The sequence below is a fragment of the Anaerofustis sp. NSJ-163 genome (assembly GCF_024135845.1).
GTDB lineage: Bacteria > Bacillota > Clostridia > Eubacteriales > Anaerofustaceae > Anaerofustis > Anaerofustis butyriciformans.
The window spans coordinates 70,201-95,634 of sequence record NZ_JAMYJV010000005.1; the positions used below are offsets into that span (position 1 = coordinate 70,201).

Annotated in this window: 24 protein-coding genes and 1 other RNA gene; 8 read left to right on the forward strand and 17 right to left on the reverse strand. The window is 27.7% G+C overall.

What is annotated here, in order from left to right:
• The first annotated feature begins 192 nt into the window (after positions 1-192).
• From M6G78_RS07815 to M6G78_RS07825, 3 genes are all read left to right on the forward strand, one after another.
• A complete protein-coding gene (locus tag M6G78_RS07815; protein WP_138269097.1) occupies positions 193-1,131 on the forward strand; it encodes a sugar-binding transcriptional regulator in 939 nt (312 codons plus the stop codon).
• A 222-nt stretch (positions 1,132-1,353) separates the two neighbouring features.
• Positions 1,354-2,679, forward strand: a complete 1,326-nt coding sequence (locus tag M6G78_RS07820) for an MATE family efflux transporter (RefSeq protein WP_253230087.1) — start codon at positions 1,354-1,356, stop codon at positions 2,677-2,679.
• Between the two features lie 91 nt (positions 2,680-2,770).
• A complete protein-coding gene (locus M6G78_RS07825; RefSeq protein ID WP_253230088.1) occupies positions 2,771-3,832 on the forward strand; it encodes an acyltransferase family protein in 1,062 nt (353 codons plus the stop codon).
• Positions 3,833-3,856: 24 nt separating this feature from the next.
• On the opposite strand, the gene M6G78_RS07830 is transcribed toward M6G78_RS07825, so the two are convergent.
• Positions 3,857-5,611, reverse strand: coding sequence for an ABC transporter transmembrane domain-containing protein (locus tag M6G78_RS07830; RefSeq protein WP_253230089.1), 1,755 nt, complete (start codon positions 5,609-5,611; stop codon positions 3,857-3,859).
• Positions 5,612-5,802: 191 nt separating this feature from the next.
• Between M6G78_RS07830 and M6G78_RS07835 the strand changes: the two genes are divergently transcribed.
• Positions 5,803-7,632 carry a phosphoenolpyruvate carboxykinase (GTP) gene (locus tag M6G78_RS07835; protein WP_253230090.1) on the forward strand — a complete coding sequence of 610 codons (1,830 nt, stop codon included), beginning with the start codon at positions 5,803-5,805 and terminating at the stop codon, positions 7,630-7,632.
• Positions 7,633-7,788: 156 nt separating this feature from the next.
• Here M6G78_RS07835 and rnpB read toward each other — a convergent pair.
• The 9 genes from rnpB to M6G78_RS07880 form a co-directional block, all read right to left on the reverse strand.
• Positions 7,789-8,132, reverse strand: an RNA gene (rnpB, locus tag M6G78_RS07840) — RNase P RNA component class A.
• A 46-nt stretch (positions 8,133-8,178) separates the two neighbouring features.
• On the reverse strand, positions 8,179-9,504 hold the full coding sequence (locus M6G78_RS07845; RefSeq protein WP_253230091.1) for a PepSY1/2 domain-containing protein: 1,326 nt from the start codon (positions 9,502-9,504) through the stop codon (positions 8,179-8,181).
• An 8-nt stretch (positions 9,505-9,512) separates the two neighbouring features.
• Positions 9,513-10,238 carry a spore cortex-lytic enzyme gene (sleB, locus tag M6G78_RS07850; protein WP_253230092.1) on the reverse strand — a complete coding sequence of 242 codons (726 nt, stop codon included), beginning with the start codon at positions 10,236-10,238 and terminating at the stop codon, positions 9,513-9,515.
• Positions 10,239-10,245: 7 nt separating this feature from the next.
• Positions 10,246-10,812 carry a hypothetical protein gene (locus M6G78_RS07855; protein WP_138269508.1) on the reverse strand — a complete coding sequence of 189 codons (567 nt, stop codon included), beginning with the start codon at positions 10,810-10,812 and terminating at the stop codon, positions 10,246-10,248.
• A gap of 249 nt (positions 10,813-11,061) precedes the next feature.
• Positions 11,062-11,802, reverse strand: a complete 741-nt coding sequence (locus tag M6G78_RS07860) for a YebC/PmpR family DNA-binding transcriptional regulator (RefSeq protein WP_138269507.1) — start codon at positions 11,800-11,802, stop codon at positions 11,062-11,064.
• 103 nt (positions 11,803-11,905) lie between these two features.
• Positions 11,906-13,342 (reverse strand): HAMP domain-containing sensor histidine kinase, encoded by a 1,437-nt coding sequence (locus tag M6G78_RS07865; protein ID WP_243112247.1) that lies wholly within the window; start codon positions 13,340-13,342, stop codon positions 11,906-11,908.
• Entirely contained in the window at positions 13,326-14,006 is a 681-nt protein-coding gene (locus M6G78_RS07870) for a response regulator transcription factor (RefSeq protein WP_138269506.1), read from the reverse strand. The genes M6G78_RS07865 and M6G78_RS07870 overlap by 17 nt, the downstream gene beginning before the upstream one ends.
• A 216-nt stretch (positions 14,007-14,222) precedes the next feature.
• On the reverse strand, positions 14,223-15,449 hold the full coding sequence (locus M6G78_RS07875; protein WP_138269505.1) for a S1C family serine protease: 1,227 nt from the start codon (positions 15,447-15,449) through the stop codon (positions 14,223-14,225).
• A gap of 172 nt (positions 15,450-15,621) precedes the next feature.
• Positions 15,622-16,020 carry a Fur family transcriptional regulator gene (locus M6G78_RS07880; RefSeq protein WP_138269504.1) on the reverse strand — a complete coding sequence of 133 codons (399 nt, stop codon included), beginning with the start codon at positions 16,018-16,020 and terminating at the stop codon, positions 15,622-15,624.
• A 165-nt stretch (positions 16,021-16,185) separates the two neighbouring features.
• On the opposite strand from M6G78_RS07880, the gene M6G78_RS07885 reads away from it, so the two are divergent.
• Positions 16,186-16,617, forward strand: a complete 432-nt coding sequence (locus M6G78_RS07885) for an Rrf2 family transcriptional regulator (RefSeq protein WP_138269503.1) — start codon at positions 16,186-16,188, stop codon at positions 16,615-16,617.
• A 118-nt stretch (positions 16,618-16,735) separates the two neighbouring features.
• Positions 16,736-17,665: a cysteine synthase A gene (gene cysK / locus M6G78_RS07890; protein WP_138269502.1), complete on the forward strand. Its 930-nt coding sequence runs from the start codon at positions 16,736-16,738 to the stop codon at positions 17,663-17,665.
• 20 nt (positions 17,666-17,685) lie between these two features.
• Here cysK and M6G78_RS07895 read toward each other — a convergent pair whose 3' ends face one another.
• The 5 genes from M6G78_RS07895 to M6G78_RS07910 form a co-directional block, all read right to left on the reverse strand.
• A complete protein-coding gene (locus M6G78_RS07895) occupies positions 17,686-18,111 on the reverse strand; it encodes a GNAT family N-acetyltransferase (RefSeq protein WP_138269501.1) in 426 nt (141 codons plus the stop codon).
• Positions 18,111-18,461, reverse strand: a complete 351-nt coding sequence (locus M6G78_RS07900) for a GIY-YIG nuclease family protein (protein ID WP_253230093.1) — start codon at positions 18,459-18,461, stop codon at positions 18,111-18,113. Before M6G78_RS07900 ends, M6G78_RS07895 begins: the two co-directional genes overlap by 1 nt.
• Positions 18,462-19,199, reverse strand: a complete 738-nt coding sequence (locus M6G78_RS07905) for a MerR family transcriptional regulator (protein WP_253230094.1) — start codon at positions 19,197-19,199, stop codon at positions 18,462-18,464. It lies immediately after the preceding gene.
• Positions 19,200-19,261: 62 nt separating this feature from the next.
• Positions 19,262-19,579: a DUF3784 domain-containing protein gene (locus M6G78_RS10370; RefSeq protein WP_371922834.1), complete on the reverse strand. Its 318-nt coding sequence runs from the start codon at positions 19,577-19,579 to the stop codon at positions 19,262-19,264.
• An 82-nt stretch (positions 19,580-19,661) separates the two neighbouring features.
• Positions 19,662-20,561, reverse strand: a complete 900-nt coding sequence (locus M6G78_RS07910; RefSeq protein ID WP_253230095.1) for a DegV family protein — start codon at positions 20,559-20,561, stop codon at positions 19,662-19,664.
• Positions 20,562-20,754: 193 nt separating this feature from the next.
• On the opposite strand from M6G78_RS07910, the gene M6G78_RS07915 reads away from it, so the two are divergent.
• Positions 20,755-21,258, forward strand: a complete 504-nt coding sequence (locus M6G78_RS07915) for a VanZ family protein (protein ID WP_253230096.1) — start codon at positions 20,755-20,757, stop codon at positions 21,256-21,258.
• A 25-nt stretch (positions 21,259-21,283) separates the two neighbouring features.
• Here M6G78_RS07915 and thrS read toward each other — a convergent pair whose 3' ends face one another.
• Positions 21,284-23,197 carry a threonine--tRNA ligase gene (thrS, locus tag M6G78_RS07920; protein WP_138269630.1) on the reverse strand — a complete coding sequence of 638 codons (1,914 nt, stop codon included), beginning with the start codon at positions 23,195-23,197 and terminating at the stop codon, positions 21,284-21,286.
• A 195-nt stretch (positions 23,198-23,392) separates the two neighbouring features.
• Here thrS and M6G78_RS07925 point away from each other — a divergent pair, with 195 nt between their 5' ends.
• Positions 23,393-24,742: an MATE family efflux transporter gene (locus M6G78_RS07925; protein WP_138269629.1), complete on the forward strand. Its 1,350-nt coding sequence runs from the start codon at positions 23,393-23,395 to the stop codon at positions 24,740-24,742.
• A 68-nt stretch (positions 24,743-24,810) separates the two neighbouring features.
• Here M6G78_RS07925 and M6G78_RS07930 read toward each other — a convergent pair whose 3' ends face one another.
• Positions 24,811-25,434, reverse strand: a complete 624-nt coding sequence (locus M6G78_RS07930) for a 4Fe-4S binding protein (RefSeq protein ID WP_138269628.1) — start codon at positions 25,432-25,434, stop codon at positions 24,811-24,813.

Below are 25,434 nucleotides of genomic sequence, written 5' to 3' on the forward strand. Positions count from 1 at the left end.
AAAATTTTCTTAAACGAGCATTTGTTTACAAAAGTAACAAATGACTTTCTCTTTAAACACATTGTAAAGCATTACAATTGAAATTTCAACTATAATTTGTACCAATTTTAACTTTTTTTAAAAATAATTTAACACATTTGCTCAATATTATGATATAATTTAGAAAAATAACATTTGTTATGGAGGTTGGTTATGGCAGTTGAAGAAAAAATCCTTACAAAGATAGCATATTACTATTATAAACAAGAATTAACCCAAAGTGAAATTGCACAAAGATTACACATGTCTAGACAAAGAGTAAACAGACTTCTTAAAAAAAGCAGAGAACTTGGAATTGTTGACATCAACATTAAAGGATATGAAGAATATCTTATTAATCTTGAATCAGAAATAGAAAAGAAGTTCTCACTAAAAAGAGTAATGGTTGCACAGCCTCAAGAAGACGAAGATATATTCCATTCGCTTGGTAGAGCCGGAGTAGAGCTGGTAACTGATTTACTTGAAGATAATTTAACAATAGGTATATCATGGGGAAGAACAATATACAATACAGTAAATTATTTTCCTGCATTAAAAGGTAAATACAAAAATATTAAAGCGCTTCAATTGGTTGGAAGTCTTAACAATCTTGGAGATACACGCCTAACAAATGACATAACAAAAAACTTTGCAGAAAAAATAGATGCAAAAGCATACTATATGTTTGCACCTACATTTGTTTCAAAAAAAGAAACAAAACAAACTTTAATGCAAGAAGAAAGTTTAAAAAAATTATTCAACCTATTTAATTACTGCGATATAATTCTTGGCAGTGTTGGTTTAATGGCAAGTTCAACCTCTTCTCTAAAAGAACAGTTTTTAAACCCAAAAGACTACAACGAATTAAAAGAAAAAGGCGCAGTAGGAAATATTTGCTTAAACTATTTTGACAAAGACGGGAATAAAATAGACTGCGATTTTAATAATAGAGTAATGTCTATTGATATAGATGCAATAAAAAGAAGTAAAAACGTCGTATGTATTACAGGAGGAGAAGATAAACACGAAGCAATTCTTGCAGCTTTAAAAGGTAAATATATTAATACTCTTGTAATTGATAAAGATACGGCAGACTATATAATGAATCATTAGTATCCTTAAAGGAGATAAAAATGAAACTTTGCATAATCTATGCTTCGTATAAATTAAGTTTTGATAAAACATTATACGAAGCCAAAAATAAAAGATTTTTAAAATAAAAATCCTATTTCATGTTTTAATATTATGAAATTCTTATTTTAATACAAATTTAAAGGCTTAGGATAATGTTTTATCTTAGGTCTTTTATTTATATATCAAGATAAGGAGAATAACATGAAAAAAGAATATAAAATAAATAATAAATTAATTAAACTTGCTTTACCATTATTTTTTATTAATATATTACAACAGTTTTACTCAGTTGTTGATATTGCTTTTGTAGGAAATATTGTGGGTAAAAATGCTATAACGGCACTCAGTAGTGCAATAATGATTTCATTCATAATAAATTCTGTTTGTATGGGAATAACAACAGGTGCCAGCGTTATGATTTCAAAATTTAACGGGGAACATAATAAAGAAAATATAAAACATACCATAGCTACGTTGTTTTCACTTTCCGTAATTATATCTTTTATGCTTACTATAATCATCTTATTATCGCATAAAAACATTTTTGAGTTTATGAATGTACCTTTAAGTGCATTAAATTATGCAAATGATTATATAAAAATAATTTCCTTTGGAATTATTTTTACTTTTGGATATAATGCAGTCTATTCAATTCTTAAAGGATATGAAGATTCTTTAAGTTGTTTATTTTTTGTGATACTTTCAACCTTAGTAAATATATTTTTAGATTATATATTTATTTATAAATTAAATTTAGAAGTAAAAGGAGCAGCTTTTGCGACAGTAATTTCACAAGGAATATCTTTCTTTTGTTCTTATATATATTTAAGAACAAAACTATTATCAAAAATAAGATATAAACATATGTATATGAAAAAAGATTACGTGATAAATATAATTAAAATCGGATTACCTTGTGCAGTACAAATGACTATTTTAAATATTTCGTATTTAATAATTACAAAAATATTAAATGGATATGGAACAACAATAGCATCAGCAGCAGGAATAGGACTAAAGATAAATACTTTTGCTGCCTTACCATGCTGGGCAATAGGTCAAGCTGTAATAAATTTAGTATCTTATTATTATGGAGCAAGAAATATTAATAACATAAAAAAAACAATTCATCTTTCCATAATTTATGCAATATTAAGTTGTTTTATACTTATTATGATTTTCCAAATATATGCTTATAAAATTATAGGCATATTCACAACTGATATAAAGGTTATAAGTGAAGGAGTAAAATATTTAAGAATATGCTGTTCAATAAATTTTGTATCCTATGCAGTAATGTATATTATGGATTCATTTATGACAGGAGTATCAGATTCCTTTACGGCAATGCTAAACTCAATTCTTCAAGCAGTTATAATACGAGTTTCCTTAAGCATAATATTAATAGAAATATTTAATTTATCTTTCATAGGAATATATATTGCAGAATTTATCTCACCTATTATTCCAATGGTTGTTGGAATAATATATTATTTACGTTTTATAAAAACAAAAGAGATAGTTTAAACTATCTCTTTTTATACTAGCTTTGCATTTAATAAATTTTTATGATATTATTTATAAATATTCAAGAAAAATATAAGTTTTAGGAGGAAATATGCAGACTATAAAAAACAGAACTTTTTATTTTGACAACTTAAAAGGACTGTTAATTATATTGGTTGTACTATTTCATTTAGTTCCGACTATTTCAGGCTCACCATTTCAAGTATTGTACAGTTTTGTATTTATGTTTCATATGCCATTCTTTATATTAATATCGGGATATTTTTCTAAAAATAGAGAAAAACAAGCTAGGAATGCAATATCTCTACTTTTTTTATATTATATCCTTTCTCTATTATTTTATATTTTTAAAGGAAATGATATTTATATAGATATAAATAACATTAAAAATATAGAAATATCATATGAATTATTTTTAAGACCTTTTATTGGACATAATTATACTTCTTGGTATTTAGCAGTATTGTTTTTATTAAGAATAATATGCCCATGTTTTACAAATATAAAATATTATCCTTTTTTTGCATTTATTACAGCAATAGCTGCAAGCCTAATAGAAATAGACCAATATAATATAAGAAGAACTTTAATGTTATTACCTTTTTTTTCTATTGGTTTTTTACTAAATAAATACAACTATAATGAATTAAAGAAAAAATTGTTAAATAAAAAAATAGCAATAATATCAACTATCATATTATTTATTTTATTTATACCATTGTTTATTACATTAAAAAATAATATTAATAATTTTGATGTAGCACTATTTTCTATGGGCGATGTTAATCTTGATATGTTTTTTTCAAGAAAACGTTACTTTGTTATATATGATATTTTTTATTACTTATTATCATTTTTATTAATTTATATTATTGCTTCTTTAGTAAATAATAAAAATAATATTCTAACAAAGCTAGGAAAAAATTCTTTAAGTATATATTTTTTCCATGGTTTTTTTACATTACCAATAAGATATCATATTTTAAATCCTTTAGTAAAAACGGGACAAGTTTCTATGATAATGTTAGCTTTTATTATTGCTCTTATAACAACATTAATATTAGTGTTTATTTTTTCAAGAGATACATTAATCAAATATACTATAGACCCATTAGAAAATTTTTCAAAAAAATTTATAATAAAAAAGGATTAAAAAAGGCACTATACAGTGCCTTTTTTACCCATATATATCAAATTTTTCAAGCCCGTCAAACTGCATATTGTAATATTTAGCATATAATCCATTTTTCTTCATTAAGTCCACATGGTTTCCTCTTTCTGTGGTTCTGCCATTTACAATAACAATTATTTCATCAGCATTTTTTATAGTGCTTAATCTGTGAGCAATAACAAGAGTTGTTCTGTCTTTAGAAAGTTTTTCAAGAGACATTTGAATATGTCTTTCACTTTCATTATCAAGAGCTGATGTTGCTTCATCAAGTATAAGTATTTCAGGATTTTTAAGAAATACTCTTGCAATTGATATTCTCTGTTTTTGACCTCCTGAAAGTCTTGTACCTCTTTCCCCTACATAAGTGTCATATCCATCATCAAGACTCATAATAAAATCATGAATATTTGCATTTTTTGCAGCTTCTATTATTTCTTCATCACTTGCTCCAGGCTTACCATAAGCAATATTTTCCTTTATGCTTCCGCCAAACATATATACATCTTGTTGAACAACACCGATTGAACTTCTAAGGGATTTTAAAGTTACATCTTTTATATTTGTATTATCAATTAAAATCTCACCACTGTCAACATCATAAAATCTTGGAATCAATGAACAAAGAGTTGTTTTTCCTCCCCCTGACGGTCCAACTAAAGCAACGGTTTTCCCTTTTTCAATATTGATATTAATATTACTTAATACTTTATTATTGTGTTCATATGAAAATGAAACATTTTTAAAAGTAATATTTCCCTCAACATCTTTAAGTTCCACTGCATTTTTACTGTCTTTTATGTCAGGATTAAGTTCAATTACTTCTAAAAATCTTTTAAACCCTGCATATCCCTTTTGAAATTGTTCCGTAAAGTTTATAAGAACTTCCACAGGAGTAATAAATATACCTATATATAAAGCATATACAGCAAGATCGGCAGCATTCATACTTCCATAAGCTACAAATAATCCTCCAAAAACTATAACAGCAAGATATAAAAGGCCTTTAAAGAAAGATGTACCGGCATGATATTTACCCATAATTTTATATTGTGCAGTTTTTGAAGATAAGAAAAGTCTGTTACTATAATCAAATTTATCATGTTCTATTTCTTCGTTTGCAAATGATTTAACCACTCTTATACCTGCCAAACTGTCTTGAACAGCTGAATTTACACCTGCAATTTTTTTTCTATTATCGGTAAAAGTAGCTTGCATTTTTCTATTTAAATATAAACAAAAAACAAGCATGCTAAAAGTTATTAATATTAAAATTAAAGTTAGAGGAATATTTATAAATAAAAGGAAAATAAATGAACCTACAATTTTAAAGGTAGATATAAAAATATTTTCCGGTCCATGATGTGCCAGTTCAGAAATATCAAATAAATCCGAAACAAGTTTGGACATCATATCCCCTGTATTGTTTTCATCATAGTAGGAAAAAGATAATCTTTGATATTTATCAAACAAATCTTGACGCATATTACTTTCCATATTTGCACCCATAATATGCCCCCAAGATGTAATAAAAAATTCTCCGTATGTTCTTACAATATACATAATTAACATTAAAATCGCTACTAACCATATATATTTAAGTATTGTTTCTTTCCCTAAAGTAAAAAGCCCACCTGTCAAATATTTTAAAATTTGAGGGAAAGCCAAATCAACTATAGAAACAATAAATGCAAAAAACATATCAAGATAAAATAGTTTTTTATAAGGTTTATAATAACTAATAAATTTTCTAAATATAGACACTTTAAACTCCTTAATTTTATTTTTACAATTAAATTATTATACATTAAAAGCCTTTTTTTATCAATAAATATAACTTTTCCTTTTTTAATTTGAAATATATAAATAATCTTATCTTGAAAAAAAATTAAATTTGTAGTAAATTATTTATATGTGGTGTATACGTTTAACAATAAAAGAAGAAGGAGACAACTATGAAAGATATTATTAGCGTTGAAAATTTAAAAAAACTTGAAGAATTAAAAAATCCATATGTTATGCAAAAAGTAATAAATATGGTTTCACTATTAAAACCGGATAAAGTTACTGTTTTAACAGACAGTATTGAAGATCAGAATTATATTAAAGAAATTTCAGTAAAAAACGGAGAAGAAACACCTTTAAATCTTGATGGGCATACATATCATTTTGATTCACCACTTGACCAAGCAAGAGATAAAGTAAATACAAAATATTTACTTGATAAAGAAGTTAACTGGGGACTTGATATAAACTGGACAAACAGAGACAGTGGACTTAAAGAAATATACTCAATAATGGATGGAATGATGAAAGGCAAAGAAATGTACGTTGCATTCTATTGCCTAGGACCAAGCAATTCAATTTTCTCTATCCCTGCTTTACAAATCACAGACTCTGCTTATGTAGTACACAGCGAAAATCTTTTATATAGACAAGGTTATTCAGATTTTAAAAATTTAAACGGCAGCGATGACTTTTTTTATTTAATACATAGTGCAGGAGAATTAGTAAACGGCGTTACTAAAAACATAGATAAAAGAAGAATTTACATAGATATAAATAATAACACTGTATATACTTGTAATAACCAATACGCAGGAAACAGTTTAGGATTAAAAAAATTATGTTTCAGACTTGCAATAAAAAAAGCAATGGACGAAGATTGGTTAGCTGAACATATGTTTTTAATGGGCGTACATGGAAAAGGCGGAAGAAAAACATATATGGCAGGAGCTTTCCCTTCTGGATGTGGTAAAACAAGTACAGCTATGATTTCAGGACAAAGTATTGTAGGTGACGATATAACATATATAAGAAATATAGACGGAAACCCAAAAGCTGTAAATGTAGAACAAGGTATATTTGGAATAATAAACGAAATAAATGGTAAAGATGATCCTGTTATATTTGATGCATTAACAACTCCAAGAGAAGTAATTTTCTCTAATACACTTGTAAGTGACGGTAAAACATATTGGGATAAAATGGGAGTTGAACTTCCTGAAGAAGGATTTAACCATAGCGGAGAATGGAAAAAAGAATACGGAATAATTCCATCAAGTAAGAATGCAAGATATACAATGAAAATAGAAGAACTTGCTAATGCAGATGAAAATCTAAATAATAAAGAAGGGGTTCTTCTTGATGCAATGATATTCGGAGGAAGAGATGCTCATACAACAGTTCCAATAGCTGAATCATCATCTTGGAATCAAGGTATGGTAACAGGAAGCATCATTGAATCAGAAACTACAATGGCTTCAATTGGAAAAGAAGGTGTAAGAACTCACGACCCTCTTGCAACTTGTGACTTTATTTCAGTACCTTTCAAACAATTTATTGAAAAACATTTTGAATTTGGAAGAAAATTAAAACATGTTCCAAGAATATATGCAACAAACTATTTCTTAAAAGATATTGATGGCAATTTCTTAAATGGAAAACTTGATAAAAAAGTATGGTTACTTTGGGCTGAAGGCAGAATTCACGGAGATTATGATGCAGTTGAAACACCTGTTGGAAATATTCCATTATATGAAGATTTAAAAAAATTATTTAAAGAAACTCTTGATAAAGATTATACAGAAGATGAATACAAATCTCAATTTGCCATAAGACTCGACAGATACCTTGAAAAAATGGCAAGAATGAAAGAAGCATTTAAAAATACAAATCTTCCAGATGAATTTAAAGTTGAATTCAATAATGAAATGGATAAACTAAAAAAAGCAAGAAAAGATTTTGACAGAGCAGTCGTTTCACCTTTCAGATTTTATAAATAAAACATAAAGCATCTGTTTTTACAGATGCTTTAATATTTTAGGTTTTTATAATTAATTATATTTTTAATATAATTAAAAAAAATCTAAAATAAAAAATTAACATTAGTAATAAATGATTTTGTACTTTTGCAAAAAAAGAAACACCAAAAGGTGTTTCTTTATAGCAAGTTCATAAGCCGAGTTCTGTTTTAATGATCATCTATCTAGACTTATTGTTACCAATAAGTTCAAGCGACCTACCACTAACCAGTGACGGGCAGCCACCTGACATAAAGTCTGGTTATTTCTTGGTCTTGCTCCCGATGGGGTTTACACGTCCAAATAGTTACCTATTTGCCTGTGAGCTCTTACCTCACCCTTTCACCCTTACCTTTAAAAGGCGGTTTCCTTTCTGTTGCACTTTCCTTTAGGTTACCCTAACCGGCCGTTAACCGGCATCGTTGCCCTATGGAGCTCGGACTTTCCTCTTTTAAAATAAAAGCGATCAAACGACTTGCTATTTAAAGGTTTATTATATCATCTTTAAAAACCTTTTTCAACAAAATATTACATTGTAAGAATACTGTCATCAGCTTCTATTACTTTTAAAATATCCTCTTCATGTCCTGTTTTAGCATTTATATATATTATAAAAATTTCATCATTATATTTTCCTTTTATTTCATAACAATACTTTTCTTCTTCTGTGCTTGTTGGTATAACAGCAAGTCTTACTCTTGTTATTTCAAAATCTTCATTAATCAAACTTAACACTTCTTCGCTACTTAAAATATCTTTATCAAAAGTTCTTTGTTTATGATTTGAATAATAATTTGTTGCTTCAAATCCTACAACATTTTTATTTGTTAGACTTACTTTTACTTTTATTAAATCAGGATAACAAGTAACTCCATTTGTTTCATATGCATAATTTATGGTAATAACATTTCCATTTGTTTCATAATAATTTTCTTCCATATCACTTATATCCATCTTTTGCATATATTCTTTTCCAATTTCAATTGCTTGCTTTATACTTACTACCCTGTTAGCAGTTTCATCAGCATCATAATTACTGTTTATGCTTATTATTTTACCTCCCCTTTTACTAACATATGCATAATATTTTACATCAGAAATTTCATAAGAATATACAAAACATTCTATGCTTGAATTCATATCAGAATTATAAGTTACTTCTATATCACTGCCTATAAGTTCCTTTACTATTTTTATACCTTCATCTTTAGTTATTATTTTATCTGATAATGATATTTTCTTATTTTGATTTATAGCATCAGAAAATGGACCATCAAATATCAATGTTGGATATTCATTTACCTCTTCGTTTAAAGCTTTAAAAGTATTATCTATTTTTGTATATTCATTTGCCATAAATACATTACTGTTTTTAATCCAATCATAGCCTTCATTTCCATATTGTATCTCACTGTTCATTTCATCCAATTTTTGATATATTTTGTCACATGCTTCATATATTTCATTTATATCTTTTTTATTTTCCTTTGTAATTTTTTTATCAGTCGTAATTAATGAGTAATAATAGTTTGTCGTTTTATTTAAAAATTCACTTGCATCAACAACTGCACTATGATTTATAGGTAAATTGTTTATATTTTCATTAATAGATAAATTAAGTCCATATAAGTTTATAAGCTCTTCTTTTATAAATTCCTCATCATTACTTACATTAACTTTAGAAAGTCGGGAACTAAGTTGTTCAAAACTTTCAAGAAGAGAATTTAAACTCTTATCGTAGTTATTTTCTATACTATTTGCCAACACTTTACTGTCTTTAGTTTCAAAATAAGCAAACACACCAAGTGTAACTACAGTAATTAATAAAAATCCAATCAAAATATTTTTTTTCATTTTTTCACCTACTTACAAAAAACATGATTTCCTATTGTTCTGATAATAGGTCTTGTTCTTATCCACTCATTTGTTGCTGTTTTAGGATTATAATAATATAATGCTCCTCCGGAAGGATCCCAGCCATTCATTGCATCCTTTACAGCATTTATACAAGAAGTGTTTGGAGTTAAATTAACTTGTCCGTCTGCAACTGCATCAAATGCACCATTTTGATAAACAACCCCGCTTACTGTATTAGGGAATGATGATGATTTTACTCTGTTTAAAATTACGGCAGCAACTGCAACCTGCCCTTCGTAAGGTTCTCCTCTTGCCTCTCCGTTTACGGCTCTTGCTATTAAATTTATTTCACTACTGCTTAAGTTATAATAAGAAGATGAAGAATTTGAAGATAATAAATTATAAAGTCCCATTTTTTCCAAAGTTCTCTTCCCTGCTTTGCCATCAACGGTTAAGCCATTTTTACTTTGAAAATATTTAACTGCCTTTTCCGTTTGTGAACCAAATTTTCCGTCTACAGTTCCATCATAATAGCCCCATCTTTTTAGTTTTTGCTGTACAGGAGTAACTTGAGAAGAAGGTGAACCATAATAAACATAATTTCCGGCATAAATATTTACAAAATAAACACCTGTAGTCATTAAAATACACATTAATATAATAAAAATCATTGTTTTATTTTTCATTGTCTTATTCTTTCTTGTCTTTTTCTTCATTGTTTTACTTTTCATTTTCATCTTACTCCGCATAGTTTTGTAATATATTATACATCTCTTCTTCACTTTGAACCACAATACCTTTTTTTATTTCTTCAGCTGCATTAGTGTCTAATAATTCAATAGGAGTTTGAGTTTGTTCTACAATACTTTTATTTCCATCGTCATCAAAAGAATAAGCTACAATATACCCTTCAGGAGTATCTTCATTAACAGTAATTAAATAATAACCTTTAGGATAGGAATCTATATTTTTTGATAATACAATTGAATCAGCATTAAAACTTTCAACCGTCCAATCTTTATATTTTTCTAAAAACTGGCTTTTATTTAAACCTACATTTCCAGCTTCTATATTTACTGTTTCTGTTTTTTTGATACCAACTTTAGTATAATAACGCTTAAATGTTACACTTGTTGTCGTAGTAGTTATAACATTTTCTTCATTATTTTCCAAGCTCCCTTTTACTTGATTCCCATCAGATTTTGTTATTTCCATACCGGCAAAAGAGCAGGCAGAAAAAATAGTGAATGATATTAAAAATAAAAATCCTATTAACATAATTTTATGTTTACTTAATTTTTCCATAACAACCTCTTATCAGATATATTTGTTATTTCATATTTTAGCCATATACGGAAATTTTATACATAAAAAAAACAAACTACATAAAGTTTGTTTAATATCTTAATAGATAATATATTTTAAATATAAATTGATTTATACATTATAAATTATATTTAGATAATTGATAATTCATATATAATACAAAATTTGTTTAATTCTATTAAATAAAAAAGCCTTATAAGAAAAATCTTTTAAGGCTTTATAAAATTATTATTCATAATCATCAGGAAGTTCTGCATTATGATATACATCTTGTACATCATCATTATCATCGAACATTTCAAGCATTTTTTCAAATTTCTTAATTTGTTCTTCATCTTCCAACTTTGTATAATTTTTAGGAACCATAGCAACTTCAGCTGATAATGTTTTTATCCCATTTTCTTCTAAAGCATCACATACTTTTGAAAAAGTTTCAGGTTGTGTTGTAATTTCAAAACCATCATCACTTACATCAAAGTCTTCTGCACCACTATCAAGTGCAATCATCATAAGTTCCTCTTCATCAACACTTCCGTCATTATCTACAAGAATTGTTCCTTTTTTATCAAACATAAAAGATACGCATCCTGTTGTTCCTAAGTTACCACCATTTTTATCAAAGTAATATCTTACATCTCCGGCAGTTCTGTTTTTATTGTCTGTTAAAGCTTCAACAATAACTGCAACCCCACCGATTCCATATCCTTCATATGTGATTTGTTCGTATACGCTGTTTCCAAGCTCTCCGGCACCTTTTTTGATAGCTCTTTCAATATTATCATTTGGCATATTGTTTGATTTTGCTTTCGCAATTGCATCTTTTAATTTTGCATTTAGATCAGGATCTGAACCACCTTCTCTTGCTGCAACTGCAATAAGTTTTGCCATTTTTGTATATATTTTACCTTTTTGAGCGTCTGTTTTCGCTTTTTTATGTTTAATTGTTGACCATTTAGAATGTCCTGACATATTACCCCTCCATAAATTTTCTGCATTATATTATATCATAAAGTATACTATTATTCAATGTTTTGTAAAATATATGTTACACAAAAGAAAGAATAAGCTTAGCTTATTCCTTCTTATCTTTATTCTTATTATCTTTTATTTTTAATTCAAACCAGAAAGTACTTCCTTTTCCTACCTGACTTCTAACACCAAATCTTGCACCATGTCTTAACAATATCGTTTTTACAATAGAAAGCCCAAGCCCTGTTCCGACAACAGAACGTTTATGAGTTTTATCTATTTTATAATATCTTTCCCATATATTTGGAAGTTTTTCTTCTGGTATACCTTCTCCTGTATCTGAAATTTCAATTTTTACAGTATTTGAATTAATAATCTGATTAACTTTTATAACTTTATCTTCACCTGTATAATTTATTGCATTTGTAAGTAAATTATAAATTACCTGTGAAATTTGAAGTTCATCTGCATTAATATATACATGCTTATCATAATTAAAGGTTATATCATAATCAGTAAAAGTAGATAATCTTAATATAATATTTTTTACTTCCAATGTTAAATCAAAAGTAGTTTTATTTAGCTCTACTGCTCCCGATTCATATTTAGCCATATCCAATGTATCATTTACAAGATTACTTAAACGCTTTGCTTCATCAATAATAGTTTGAATATCTTCTGCTTTTGTTTTATCAGGATAATCTCTGATCATCTCGCTATAACCAATAATCATAGTAAGAGGTGTTCGTAAATCATGGGAAACATTAGCAATAAGTTCTCTTCTATATTCTTCATTTTTATCTATTTCTGATGCAGCATAATTAAGAGTACTAACAAGTTCATTTATTTCTTTAAATCCACCATCAAATTCTTCTACTTTATAATTACCTTTTGCAAGCTCTCTTGCTTTACCGGTTATCTTTTCTATAGGAGAAGAAATTCTTTTGGAAATCCAAAAAGCTAAAATACTCGCAAATACTATAAGCCCTATTGTTATCCAAAATAGTTGTGCCCTCAAAGTTGAAACTGTTGCATTAATAGGAGAAATTGTTGAATCAAGAAGCATTACATAAAAAGTATCCCCAACATTTACTATTTTTGTATAAACTATACTTTCCGGTTTTGAAAAAATAATATTGCCAAATCTAAATTCTTTTTCTTCCCTTGATAGCATAGATTTTTCCAAAAATTCTCCATTATTATCTATTGCTTTCGAAACATAGTATCCTATACCTTGTGGAGATAATTTATGTATAGTACATTTTGATGAAGTTTTTATAGAAAAAGCTTCATTACCGTAACTATCTAAAATCAAAACACAAAAATCTTTCGATAATGCAATTTCTTCAATATATTGCTCATTGAAATTTTGAGAAATCTTTGAAGCTGCTTCCTTTATTTCTTTTGTTTTTATAAATTTATAAGTAGCATCTAAAAAAACAATCTGAAAAAACCATAAAAAAATTAGTACTACTGCAACAAATATGGCGAAATACTTAAACATACGCCATTTTAAGCTTAAATCAGTCTTCTTTTTCAAATCTATATCCAACTCCTCTTAAAGTTACAATTTTATTAGAATAAGGTCCCAAATTCTTTCTAAGGAGTTTTATATGCGTATCCAGTGTTCTGTCATCACCGTAATAATCATATCCCCAAACAGTGGAAATAATCTTTTCTCTTGAAAGGGCAATCCCTCTATTTTCAACGAGGAATGTAAGTAAGTCATATTCTTTAGGAGTTAAATTTACAACTTCACCTTCAACTTTAACAATTCTTGCAGCTAAATCTATATTTATTCCATCTATGTTAATTACATCATTTTTTTCTTTATCTTTATGAGGTCTAGTTCTTTTTAATATTGCTTCAATCCTCATCATTAGCTCTTTAGGAGAAAAAGGTTTTACAACATAATCATCAGCTCCTACTTCAAAGCCATGAATTCTGTCATACTCTTCCCCTCTCGCAGAAAGCATAATAACCGGTGTATCTTTAACTTTTCTTATTTCTCTCACAGCCGAAAAACCATCAAGTTCCGGCATCATTATATCCATTACAATAATATCAAAATCTTCATTTTTACATATCTCAATGGCTTTCATACCATCATTAACTTCTACTGTATCATAACCTTCAAAAGTAGCATATTTATTTATAAGTTCTGCTATTTTAGGTTCATCATCAACAATTAATATCCTTGGCATAATATCCTCCCATAATTTTAAATATATTATATCACATTATTTTCCTTATATACTAATATTACCGATGCAAATGCATCGGTAATATTAGATTACATATTTTTAAAAGAGGGAATTATTCGTTTAAAACGAATATCCATAAGCATTTTGCTTATATAAAAATGTTAACAAAGTTATGTGTAAAATATGTGAATTCATCTTGAAATATTCATGTATTTATTAATTAGTTTTTTCTGTTAACTTATACTCTACACTTCCCTGATTAATACCGTTTGAAACGGTTACTTTTATTGTATCCCCAACTTCTAATTTATTAATTACTGCCTTAAAAACACTTGCACTTTCAACTTTTGTATCATTTACCGCTGTTACAATATATCCTGATTTCAATCCTGCTTTTTCAGCATTCGAACCTTCCTCTACACTGTAAATATATACTCCAAGTTCATTTACTCCATATTGCATTGCAGTTTGTTTGTCTAAAATATCTATTAGAGTAAGACCACTTGTAACTCTGCCTTTAACATAACCATAATCCATTATCTGTTCTATAACTTCTTTTGCAGTATCTATTGGAATTGCAAAGCCAAGCCCCTCAACATTTTCACCTGAAGCTTTTGCATTTACAATACCTACAAGAAGTCCGTTTTTATCAAACAAACCACCTCCAGAATTTCCGGCATTTATTGATGCGTTTGTTTGAATTAAACTCATTGTTTCATTTTCAATAGTAACCTCTCTGTTTAAAGCAGAAACAATACCATTTGTTACGGTTCCTGAAAGTTCACCCAAAGGATTACCTATTGCAACAACTTCATCCCCAACTTCAAGAGAGCTTGATTTACCAAGAGTCGCATTTTTTAATCCTGTTGCTTCTATTTTTAAAACGGCAATGTCTGTTTGCTCATCCCTACCAACAAGTTTAGCTGTATAAGATTTACTGTCTGCAGTTGTAACAGTAATTTTGCTTGCACCTTCTACTACATGATTATTTGTTGCAATATATCCATCACTGGTTATAATAACACCACTTCCCGCAAAAGTTGTAGTAGCACTTTCTCCAAAACTGTATCTATTTGCTTCTGATTCACTTTGGCATTCAATTGAAACAACTGAACTTTGAACAGCTTTTACAACAGTAGAAACATTCATTTCTGTACTGTCACCACTCGATGTTGAAGCTACGGGAATTTCTGTTGAGGTAACACCATCAGCTTTATTTGTAGCCAAGTATTTATTTGCAACAACACCTCCCACAAAACCTAAACATGTTGAAGTAGTCATCATTGCAACAACAATCAAAGCAAAAGCAGCATTTCTTCTCTTTTTATTGCTTTTATGTTCCTTTTTAAAAAATTTTTTTTCTTTAGCATTATCATTTGTTATAGAATCAAATTTATTATCAACTTCATTATCTGTCATCATATCATTAATTTTGTCATCCATAATATATGACCTCCTTCTTTGAACTGTTTATATTATATTTTTCAAATGTGAAAATATAATGAAACGATAATGAAGCTATATAAAACCTTTGATAACTTGTAATTGAAATATTGTTTATAAAAAAAGATACATATTTTCACATGTATTTCATATAAAAATAATTATAAAAAAATTATTCATGTTTTTCTTTTTCTAAACAATCACTACATACTCCTTTAAAAACTAAGTTATAACTTAATACTTTATATTTACTTTCTTCTTCAACTTCACTACTAATATTTTTATCAAATGAAATATTTACATTGGAAATTCTATTACATTTTGTACATATAATATGTTGATGTCCATCCGTTATATAATCATAAACATCAGAACTATCCAATATTTTTATTTTATTTATATGCCCTGCGCTTGCTAAATTATTTAAAACTCTAAAAACTGTTGCTCTGCTTATTGTTGAATATTTAGTATGTAATGTTTCATAAACTTCTTTTGCCGTAGGATGCCCATTTATGTCTTTAAGCGTATTAAAAATAATTTTCTTTTGAATTGTATTTCTGGTATTTTCCATATATCCCCCTAAATACTAAATATTAATTATTATAATATTAAACAAAATTTTATGCAAACATTTGATTTTTTATTTTTTTACAGAATTTATCCTTTTTTTCTTTGATTTTTAAACATGACTATGTTATATTATAAAAAGCTTATTTTATTATAAAGAGGTATTTATATGAAGATTTCTACAAAAGGAAGATATGCACTCAGACTTATGACAGATTTAGCAAAAAATTACGATGGTAAATACATCACATTAAAAGAAGTTTCAAAAAGACAAGAAATTTCAATCAAATATTTAGAACAAATTACAACTCAACTTTGCAGGGCAGAATACTTAATTAGTGTAAGAGGACCTAAAGGAGGATATAAACTTTCAAAAGAACCTAAAAATTATACCGTAGGTGATATTTTAAGAGTTACTGAAGGAAGTCTCGCCCCTATTGCATGCCTTGAAGATGAAAAAAACAACTGCACAAGATGCGGAGCCTGTGCAACTTTAGAGTTTTGGAAAGGCTTATATAAAGTAATTGAAGATTACGTAAACAGTATTACATTAGAAGATTTAATAAAAAATAGCGATGAAAATTTAAACTATAGTATTTAAAAGCAGATTTTCTGCTTTTTTTTATTTTTCACTTGACTTTTTATTTAATATTATATATATTTATTTCATAGTATTCATATAGGAAATAAGAAAAATAATTTATTTTATGGAGGATAAAATGAAAGTATATAAAAATATAACACAACTTGTTGGAAAAACACCAATAATGGAACTTGTAAACTATGAAAAAGAAAACAATTTACAAGCAAATATTCTTGCCAAAATAGAATTTTTCAATCCTGCAGGAAGCGTTAAAGACAGAATTGCAAAAGCAATGATTGAAAATGCAGAAAAAGAAGGATTATTAAAAGAAGGAAGCACAATAATTGAACCAACAAGCGGAAATACTGGTATTGGACTTGCAAGTATAGCAGCTGCAAAAGGATATAAAGCAATTTTAACAATGCCGGAAACAATGAGCATTGAAAGAAGAAAGCTTTTAAAAGCATATGGAGCAAAAATTGTACTTACAGACGGAAGTAAAGGAATGAAAGGTGCAATAGAAAAAGCAGAAGAACTACAAAAAGAAATAAAAGATAGTTTTATTCCAAGCCAATTTGATAATATGGAAAATCCTAAAATGCATTATAATACAACAGGCCCTGAAATTTACGAAGATACTGAAGGAAAAATAGATTACTTTGTTGCAGGTGTAGGAACTGGAGGAACTTTAAGCGGAGTTGGTAAATATTTAAAAGAAAAAAATCCAAATATTAAAGTTATTGCAGTTGAACCTAAGTCATCACCTGTATTAACTGAAGGTAAAGCAGGTGCTCATAAAATACAAGGTATAGGTGCAAATTTCGTTCCAAATACTCTTGATAAAAATATTTATGATGAAATAATAACCATTGAAAATGATGAAGCTTTTGAAAGCGCAAGAAAAGTTGCAAAAAGCGATGGAATTCTTGTCGGGATTTCTTCAGGCGCAGCAATTAAAGCAGCAACAATCATTGCAAATAGAGAAGAAAATAAAGGTAAAACTATTGTTGCATTACTTCCTGATACAGGAGAAAGATATCTTTCAACAGAATTATTTGAAGACTAAAACAAAAGATGTAGCTTATGCTACATCTTTTTATATTTAAGTAATAATTCTAACTCCATTGTATCTTCATCAATATGTTTTTCTTTAATTTCAAAGCCTCGTTTTAAATAAAATTCTAAAGCTTTTTTATTTTTTTTATATACACTTAAGCTTAAAACATTATAAAGACTTTTTGCCTTACTAATAAGTATTTTCCCAATACCTTGATTTCTGTATTCTCTTTTTATAAATAATCCTTCTATATATCCTTTATTTAACCCAATAAACCCTTTTATTATATTATCTTCTTTAAAAATATATATTTCACTTTTAGGTAATATTTCTTTTACATAATCTAAATTATCATAAAAATATTTCTTATTTATAAAATTATGAGCATCTAAATTTCCATTTAACCAAATATCTAATATAATATCTAAATCATTAATATTGAATTTCTCTACCATTATTTTTTCTTTCTATATTTTATTTTTTCTGCGTCTTTATAATTTTCAATAACCAAATCTCTAAGTTCTTCCAATTCTTCTATATAATTTTCTTTATTATCTTTATATTCAAGTATTTCAACAACTTCAATATTTAAACTTTTATCACCAAATTTATTATATTCATTTTGTAAATTATTACTTTGCCTAAAGGATCCTAACTTTAATTGAAATTTAAGGGAATTTATGTTTCCTTTTAAATCCTCGGCTATTCCTAAATAAATTTTATTACTTTCATTAAAATTAACTTTATAAACTCCCATATCAGGCTTTTTCTTTTTATATTCTTCTTTTAATCTTTTTTTATCCATTTAATTCTCCCTAACAAATTCTTTTATTGCTCTACTCATAAATTCTGCAGTCCCTTCCCCTACATTATCAATATTATTTCTAAATCTTTCATCATTTATATACATATCACTTAAAGATAATAATATCTCATTTGAACAATAATAAAAATTATCACTTATAAAATCCTTCCACATTCTTACTAATGCCTTTACTTCATTGCTTTTTACATCATTGTTCTTATTTTTATAGAAAAGTAAAAAAATCTTCTTTGTTTCTTCCTCTATTTGATTCCATTTATTCTTTGTATAAGAAGATGTTTTGTCCTTATATTCAGCGTATTCCTTAGTCTTTCCCCATTTATCCAACACTTCTTTTTTATATTCTTCTTTATATATATTTATTTTATCAATATTATCTTTATTCATTTTAGTTTTTCCTCCATTTAAAGTATCATCAACAAGTTTAATCAATAAGTCAATCTTTTCTCTTTTTAACATAAGAATTTTTTTATGTTTATTTAAGATATCAACCTTATCTCTTTTTTCTTGTTTCAAAATATATTTTATATCTTTTAGAGGTAACATAAGATCTTTATAAAAAATAATTTCTTGAAGCAATACCAAATCTTCATCTGTATAATATCTATATCCGTTCTCTTTTTTCTCACTTGGGTTTAATAAGTTTATTTCATCATAATAATGAAGTGTGCGCACACTAATATCAAATAATTTAGAAACTTCACCAACAGTTAACTTCATATCTTACCTCCAAATTTAAAATACACTATTACCTAACGTTAGAGTCAAGAGAAAATTTAACTTTACTTATATAATTTTATTGAAGATACCAAAGCATACAGTATCGTACATAATATTAAACACCATATAACATAATCGAAAATCTTAATTTTAAATATAATATTAATTAAAAGACATAAGAAAATTGCTGATAAAAATAGAAAAACTATTCCTGTTTGTCTATAATGAGGCTTTTTATTCATATTTTCTCTTTCCCTCTTTGAAGCAAAAAGAAAAGCGTTATTTAACAACGGACCTTTACAACTTAGCTGCAAAATACTTATTGTTAAACATATTAAAAATAATATTAATACAATAAAAATGGAAATTATATTATTCATATCTACCTCAATTTAAAATTAATTTTACATATTATACCACAAAAAAAGCGAGCTTATATTAATATAAACTCGCTTAGGAATACTATTTATCATATTTCTTTATAAAACCATGTCCTAGAGCATAAGGACCTGTATGTACACCTGTTGTTGCGCCTATTTGTATAATATCAATATCTTCTTCTTTTACATTTGAATATTCACTTAAAGATTTAGCAAGTTTTTTCCTAAACTCTTCCCCTTCTTCTTTACTGTATCCGTAACCTACACAAAAAGAAAAATCATCAGGATTTTCTCCACTTTCTTCAAAATATTTTCTTGTATAAGCAAGGATTTGCGATATTGATTTTTTTCGGCTTCTTGCAACACCTGCAGGATAAATATCACCATACCTTAACTCTATAAGAGGTTTCAAACCAAGAGCTCCTGCGGCAAAACCAGCAAGCTTGCCTATTCTTCCACCATGTTTTAAATAATCAACGTTACCCACAGTAAAATGTATTCTTCCAAATTCTTTTATTCTTTGTAAATTTTCATATGTTTCATTAAATGACAATCCGTTATCTCTCATTCTTACGGCTTCTTTCACATAAACAGCCTGCGATGCAGTAAGTATTGTTGAATCAATAACTTCAATTTTTGCATTTTCATATGTATCCAATATATGTTCTCTTGCCATTCTTGCACTGTTATAAGAACCGCTTATCTTTAAATCTATACATATACAAATTATCGGAATGTTTTTCTTTACAAAAGGTATAAACGAATCTATATAATCATTAACACTGGGAAGAGACGTCTTAGGAAAAACCGTGGGATTTTCGACCATTTTTGTATAAAATTCTTCAACAGTTATAAAACTACCCTCTTTGTGTAATTCTTCATCTCCAAATGAAACATAAAAAGGAACAAGTTTTATATCATTTTCTTCCACATAACTTTTAGGTAAATCACAAGCACCATCGCTTATTATTTGAAAGCTCATATCTTTATTCTCCATTAATTTGAAATCTTAAATATTATACATCTAAAAAATATAAATAGCAATGTAGTAAAAACATATCTTTAATTTACAATGAAGTTTATTAAGAAAAAATTAAACTTTTTCATATTAATTGTTTTTTGCTTTTCTTTATTGTATCATTAAATAGCATTTTTTTTAGAAAAGAGGTAAAATTTTGACAGGAAAAAACAAAAAAGTAAATTGGCTTTGCTTTTTAATTTTATCAATATATCTGCTTATTGTATTTTTAATGACACTGGTTCCTTATGTTGGAGAATATACATATGAACAACATTATAACTTAGTTCCTTTTCTAAGTATTAAAAACTACTGGCAAAGTTTACAATATACTGAACTTATAAATGGAGGAAAGCTTTCCATGATAGCTTTCATCAATTTATTTGGTAATATTGGGTTGTTACTTCCTTACGGATTTTTACTTCCTTTAACTTTTCCAGGAAGAATAACTTTTAAAAGAACTGTAAAAAGTGCATTTTTTATAACACTATTTATTGAGATAATGCAATTTTTCTTTTTAGTAAGCCGTGTTGCTGATATTGATGATGTGATATTTAATACAATAAGCGCTGTAATCGGATATATTTTATATTACATAATATGTCATAAGCACTATAAAAAATATAAGTATAATAAACCAAACGGTAAATATTTTAATTAAAAAAACACCCAAAAGGGTGTTTTTTTTAAAGTGCTTTTGTATTTATTTCATTTAAAGCTTTTTCAATAAATTCATCAACGCTCATTGCTCCTAAATTTTCACCATCTTTTCTTGCACGAACAGAAACAACGTTACCTTCCATATCTCTATCTCCTGCAATTAACATATAAGGAACTTTTTCAAGTTGAGCTTCTCTGATTTTATATCCCATTTTTTCGCTTCTATCATCAATTTCACATCTAATGCCTTTTTCTTCCAATTTATCTTTAATTCCTTTTACATATTCAAGGTTTCTGTCTGTAATAGGAATTAATTTAACTTGAACAGGAGCTAACCAAAGTGGGAATGCACCTGCAAAGTGTTCTGTTAAGATACCAATAAATCTTTCAATTGAACCGAAGATTACTCTGTGAATCATTACAGGTCTGTGTTTTTCCCCATCATGACCTACATATGTAAGGTCAAATCTTTGAGGCATTTGGAAATCAAGTTGGATTGTACCACATTGCCATGTTCTTCCAAGACAGTCTTCCAAGTGGAAGTCAAGTTTTGGTCCATAGAATGCACCATCTCCTTCATTTACAACATAATCCATTCCTTTTGCTTCCATAGCTTCTCTTAAAGCTTCTGTTGCCATGTTCCAATCTTCATCAGAACCCATTGAATCATCTGGACGTGTAGATAATTCTACATGATACTTAAATCCAAACATATTATATACATAATCAATAAAATCAATTACGCCAATAACTTCATCTTTAATTTGTTCAGGTAACATAAAGATATGAGCATCATCTTGAGTAAATGTTCTAACTCTCATAAGTCCGTGAAGTGCTCCTGAAAGTTCATGACGATGTACTTGTCCAAGTTCACCTATTCTTAAAGGTAAATCTCTGTATGAATACATTTTTCTTTTATATACAAGCATTGAACCAGGGCAGTTCATTGGTTTTATTGCATAATCGTTTCCGTCAATTTGAGTAAAGTACATATTGTCTTTATAATGATCCCAGTGACCTGATGTATGCCATAAATCTTCATTTAAGATAAGAGGAGTTTTAATTTCTTCATATCCTCTTTTTCTATGTTCTTTTCTCCAGAAGTTTTCAAGTTCATTTCTTATAACCATTCCTTTTGGAAGGAAGAAAGGAAATCCCGGACCTTCTTCACAAATCATGAATAAGTCCATATCTTTACCGATTTTTCTATGATCTCTTTTCTTTGCTTCTTCAAGCATTTCTAAATATTCTTCAAGCATTTTTGCTTTAGGGAAAGAAATACCGTAAATTCTTTGAAGCATCTTTTTGTTGCTGTCCCCTCTCCAGTAAGCACCTGTAATAGATAAAAGTTTAATTGCTTTTACAGGTTTTGTATTAAGTAAATGAGGACCTGCACAAAGGTCTGTAAAGTCTCCTTGTTTATAGAAAGATATAATGCTGTCTTCAGGTAAATCTTCAATTAGTTCAACTTTATAATCTTCTTTTTGTTCCTTTTCAAAATCAATAGCTTCTTGTCTTGGTAAAACGTATTTTTCAATTGAAATATTTTCTTTTACGATTTTTTTCATTTCTGCTTCTATTTTTTCAAGATCACTTTCAAGAAGCGGTATTTCTGTATCGAAATCATAATAGAAACCATTATCTATACTTGGTCCAATTGCAAGTTTTACTTTATCGCCATATATTCTTTTAACTGCTTGAGCTAAGATATGGCTTGTAGTATGCCAAAATGCTTTTTTGCCGTCTAAATCATCAAATTTATAAAATACAATGCTAACGTCTTTATCTAAAGTGGTTCTTATATCCACAATCTCATCATTTACTTTAGCGCATAAAACATCTCTTTTAAGTGCAGGAGAAATACTTTCAGCTACATCTAATACACTTACACCGTTTTCAAATTCTTTAATGTTTCCATCCGGAAATGTTACTTTTATCATTGTTATTTCCTCCTTTTATCACGGTAAAAAAATACCTTTACCTAACAAAAAAGTATATCAAAATATGTTATCAAAGTCAATTATACAACCATTAAAACACTGTATTTAAACAATATTTTATTAATACAATAATACATCAAATTGACAAATTTACAATATAGATATATCATTAAAAAAAAACAAAAGGCAGAAAACATGCAGCTTGATTTAACAAAAGGAAACATCACAAAAAAAATATTATTGTTTGCTTTTCCGATGATAATTGGAAATCTTTTGCAACAACTATATAACATAGCAGATACATTAATTGTAGGAAAATTTATCGGAAAAAATGCTCTTGCGGCAGTAGGTTCTGCCTATACATTAATGGTTTTTATTACATCAATTCTTTTGGGTTTATGTATGGGTAGCGGTGCAGTTTTTTCCATAAGATATGGAGAAAAAAATGAAGAAAAATTAAAAGAAAGTTTATTTGTTTCTTTTTCCTTAATTCTTTTAATAACAATTATATTAAATATTTTAGTTTTCATTTTTATTGATCAAATACTATATTTTTTAAATATTCCGGAAAATATTTTTATGATAATGAAAAGTTATACTTTTATTATTTTCTTTGGAATAACGGCAACTTTCCTTTACAACTATTATGCTTGTGTACTTAGAGCAGTAGGAAATTCAATCATTCCTCTCGTATTTCTTGGGATATCTGCAATTATTAATATTATACTTGATTTATTCTTTGTAATAACTCTAAATATGGGAGTAGAAGGAGCAGCCATAGCCACAGTATTTTCTCAGTACATCTCAGGTCTTGGAATAACAATATATACACTTTTTAAATTCCCTGATTTTAGATTCAAAAAGAAATATATGAAATGGAATAAAAATATTTTAAATGAAATATTTAAGTTTTCCTTCTTAACTTGTATACAACAATCTATAATGAATTTTGGAATTTTAATGGTACAAGGTTTAGTTAATTCTTTTGGTGCTACAATAATGGCAGCCTTTGCCGCTGCTGTAAAAATAGACTCCTTTGCTTATATGCCGGTTCAAGATTTCGGTAATGCATTTTCAACATTTATAGCTCAAAATTACGGAGCAAAAGAAACTGAGAGAATAAAAAAAGGAATAAAAAGTGCAATTGCTTTATCAAGCATTTTCTGTTTAATTATTTCCTTTATAGTTTTTGTATTTGCAAAACAATTAATGATGATATTTGTAAATGCAAATGAAACAGCAATTATAAATGCAGGAATAGAATACTTAAGAATTGAAGGTGCTTTTTATATAGGAATAGGATGTTTGTTCCTACTTTATGGTATTTACAGAGCAATAGAAAAACCTTTAATGTCCGTTATTTTAACAATTATTTCTCTTGGAAGCAGAGTCTTCCTTGCCTATACTTTATCTTCTATTTCATTTATAGGAGTAAAAGGTATATGGATGAGCGTGCCTATTGGTTGGGCGCTTGCCGATATTACAGGGATTTTATATTATTTAAAAAATAAAAATAAAATTGAAAAGAAACTTTTATCAAAATAAAAAAGACACTTAAGTGTCTTTTTTATTTTAACTATGTAATATTAATTGAATTTAAAAATTCATAAGTCCTAATTATTTTTATCAACAGCATTTACAGGACAAATACTATAACAATTTCCACATTCAAAACAATAGTTATCAATTATTTTATAAGGATTTCCTTTCTTTATCGCTTTAAAGGAACATACCTCAAAACACTTCCCACACCCTATACAATCTCCATTTATATGATAACTTGCTTTTCTAACATTTCCCCCTCCAATTGAAAATGTTTTTCTTAAAATGGGTTGTTGTGACATATCAAGATATTCGCCCTCCATATCGTATACCTTGAATACTTCAAGAGCCATTTTACTTTCTTCACTTGTATAAATTTCATTCATATAAGTATTTTTCTCAAATATTTCATCGAGTTTATCTCTACCTATATTCATTACTTTAGCTTTCATCATAATGGCTTTTGTAGACATTGTATCCATTCCTTTCATTGCAGATATGGAAACTACCTTTTTATCCATAAGTCTATCATAAAAAGGCTTCCCTTTTGCTGTTAAGAAATAAACACTGTCTTCATCATAAAGCATTAAATCTATAATGCTCGTTTCAGGTTCTCCGTTTTTATCTACTGTTGCAAAAACCGTAGAATGAACTTCATCTACCAAAAATGATAAATAATCTTTGGCTTTTTCCAT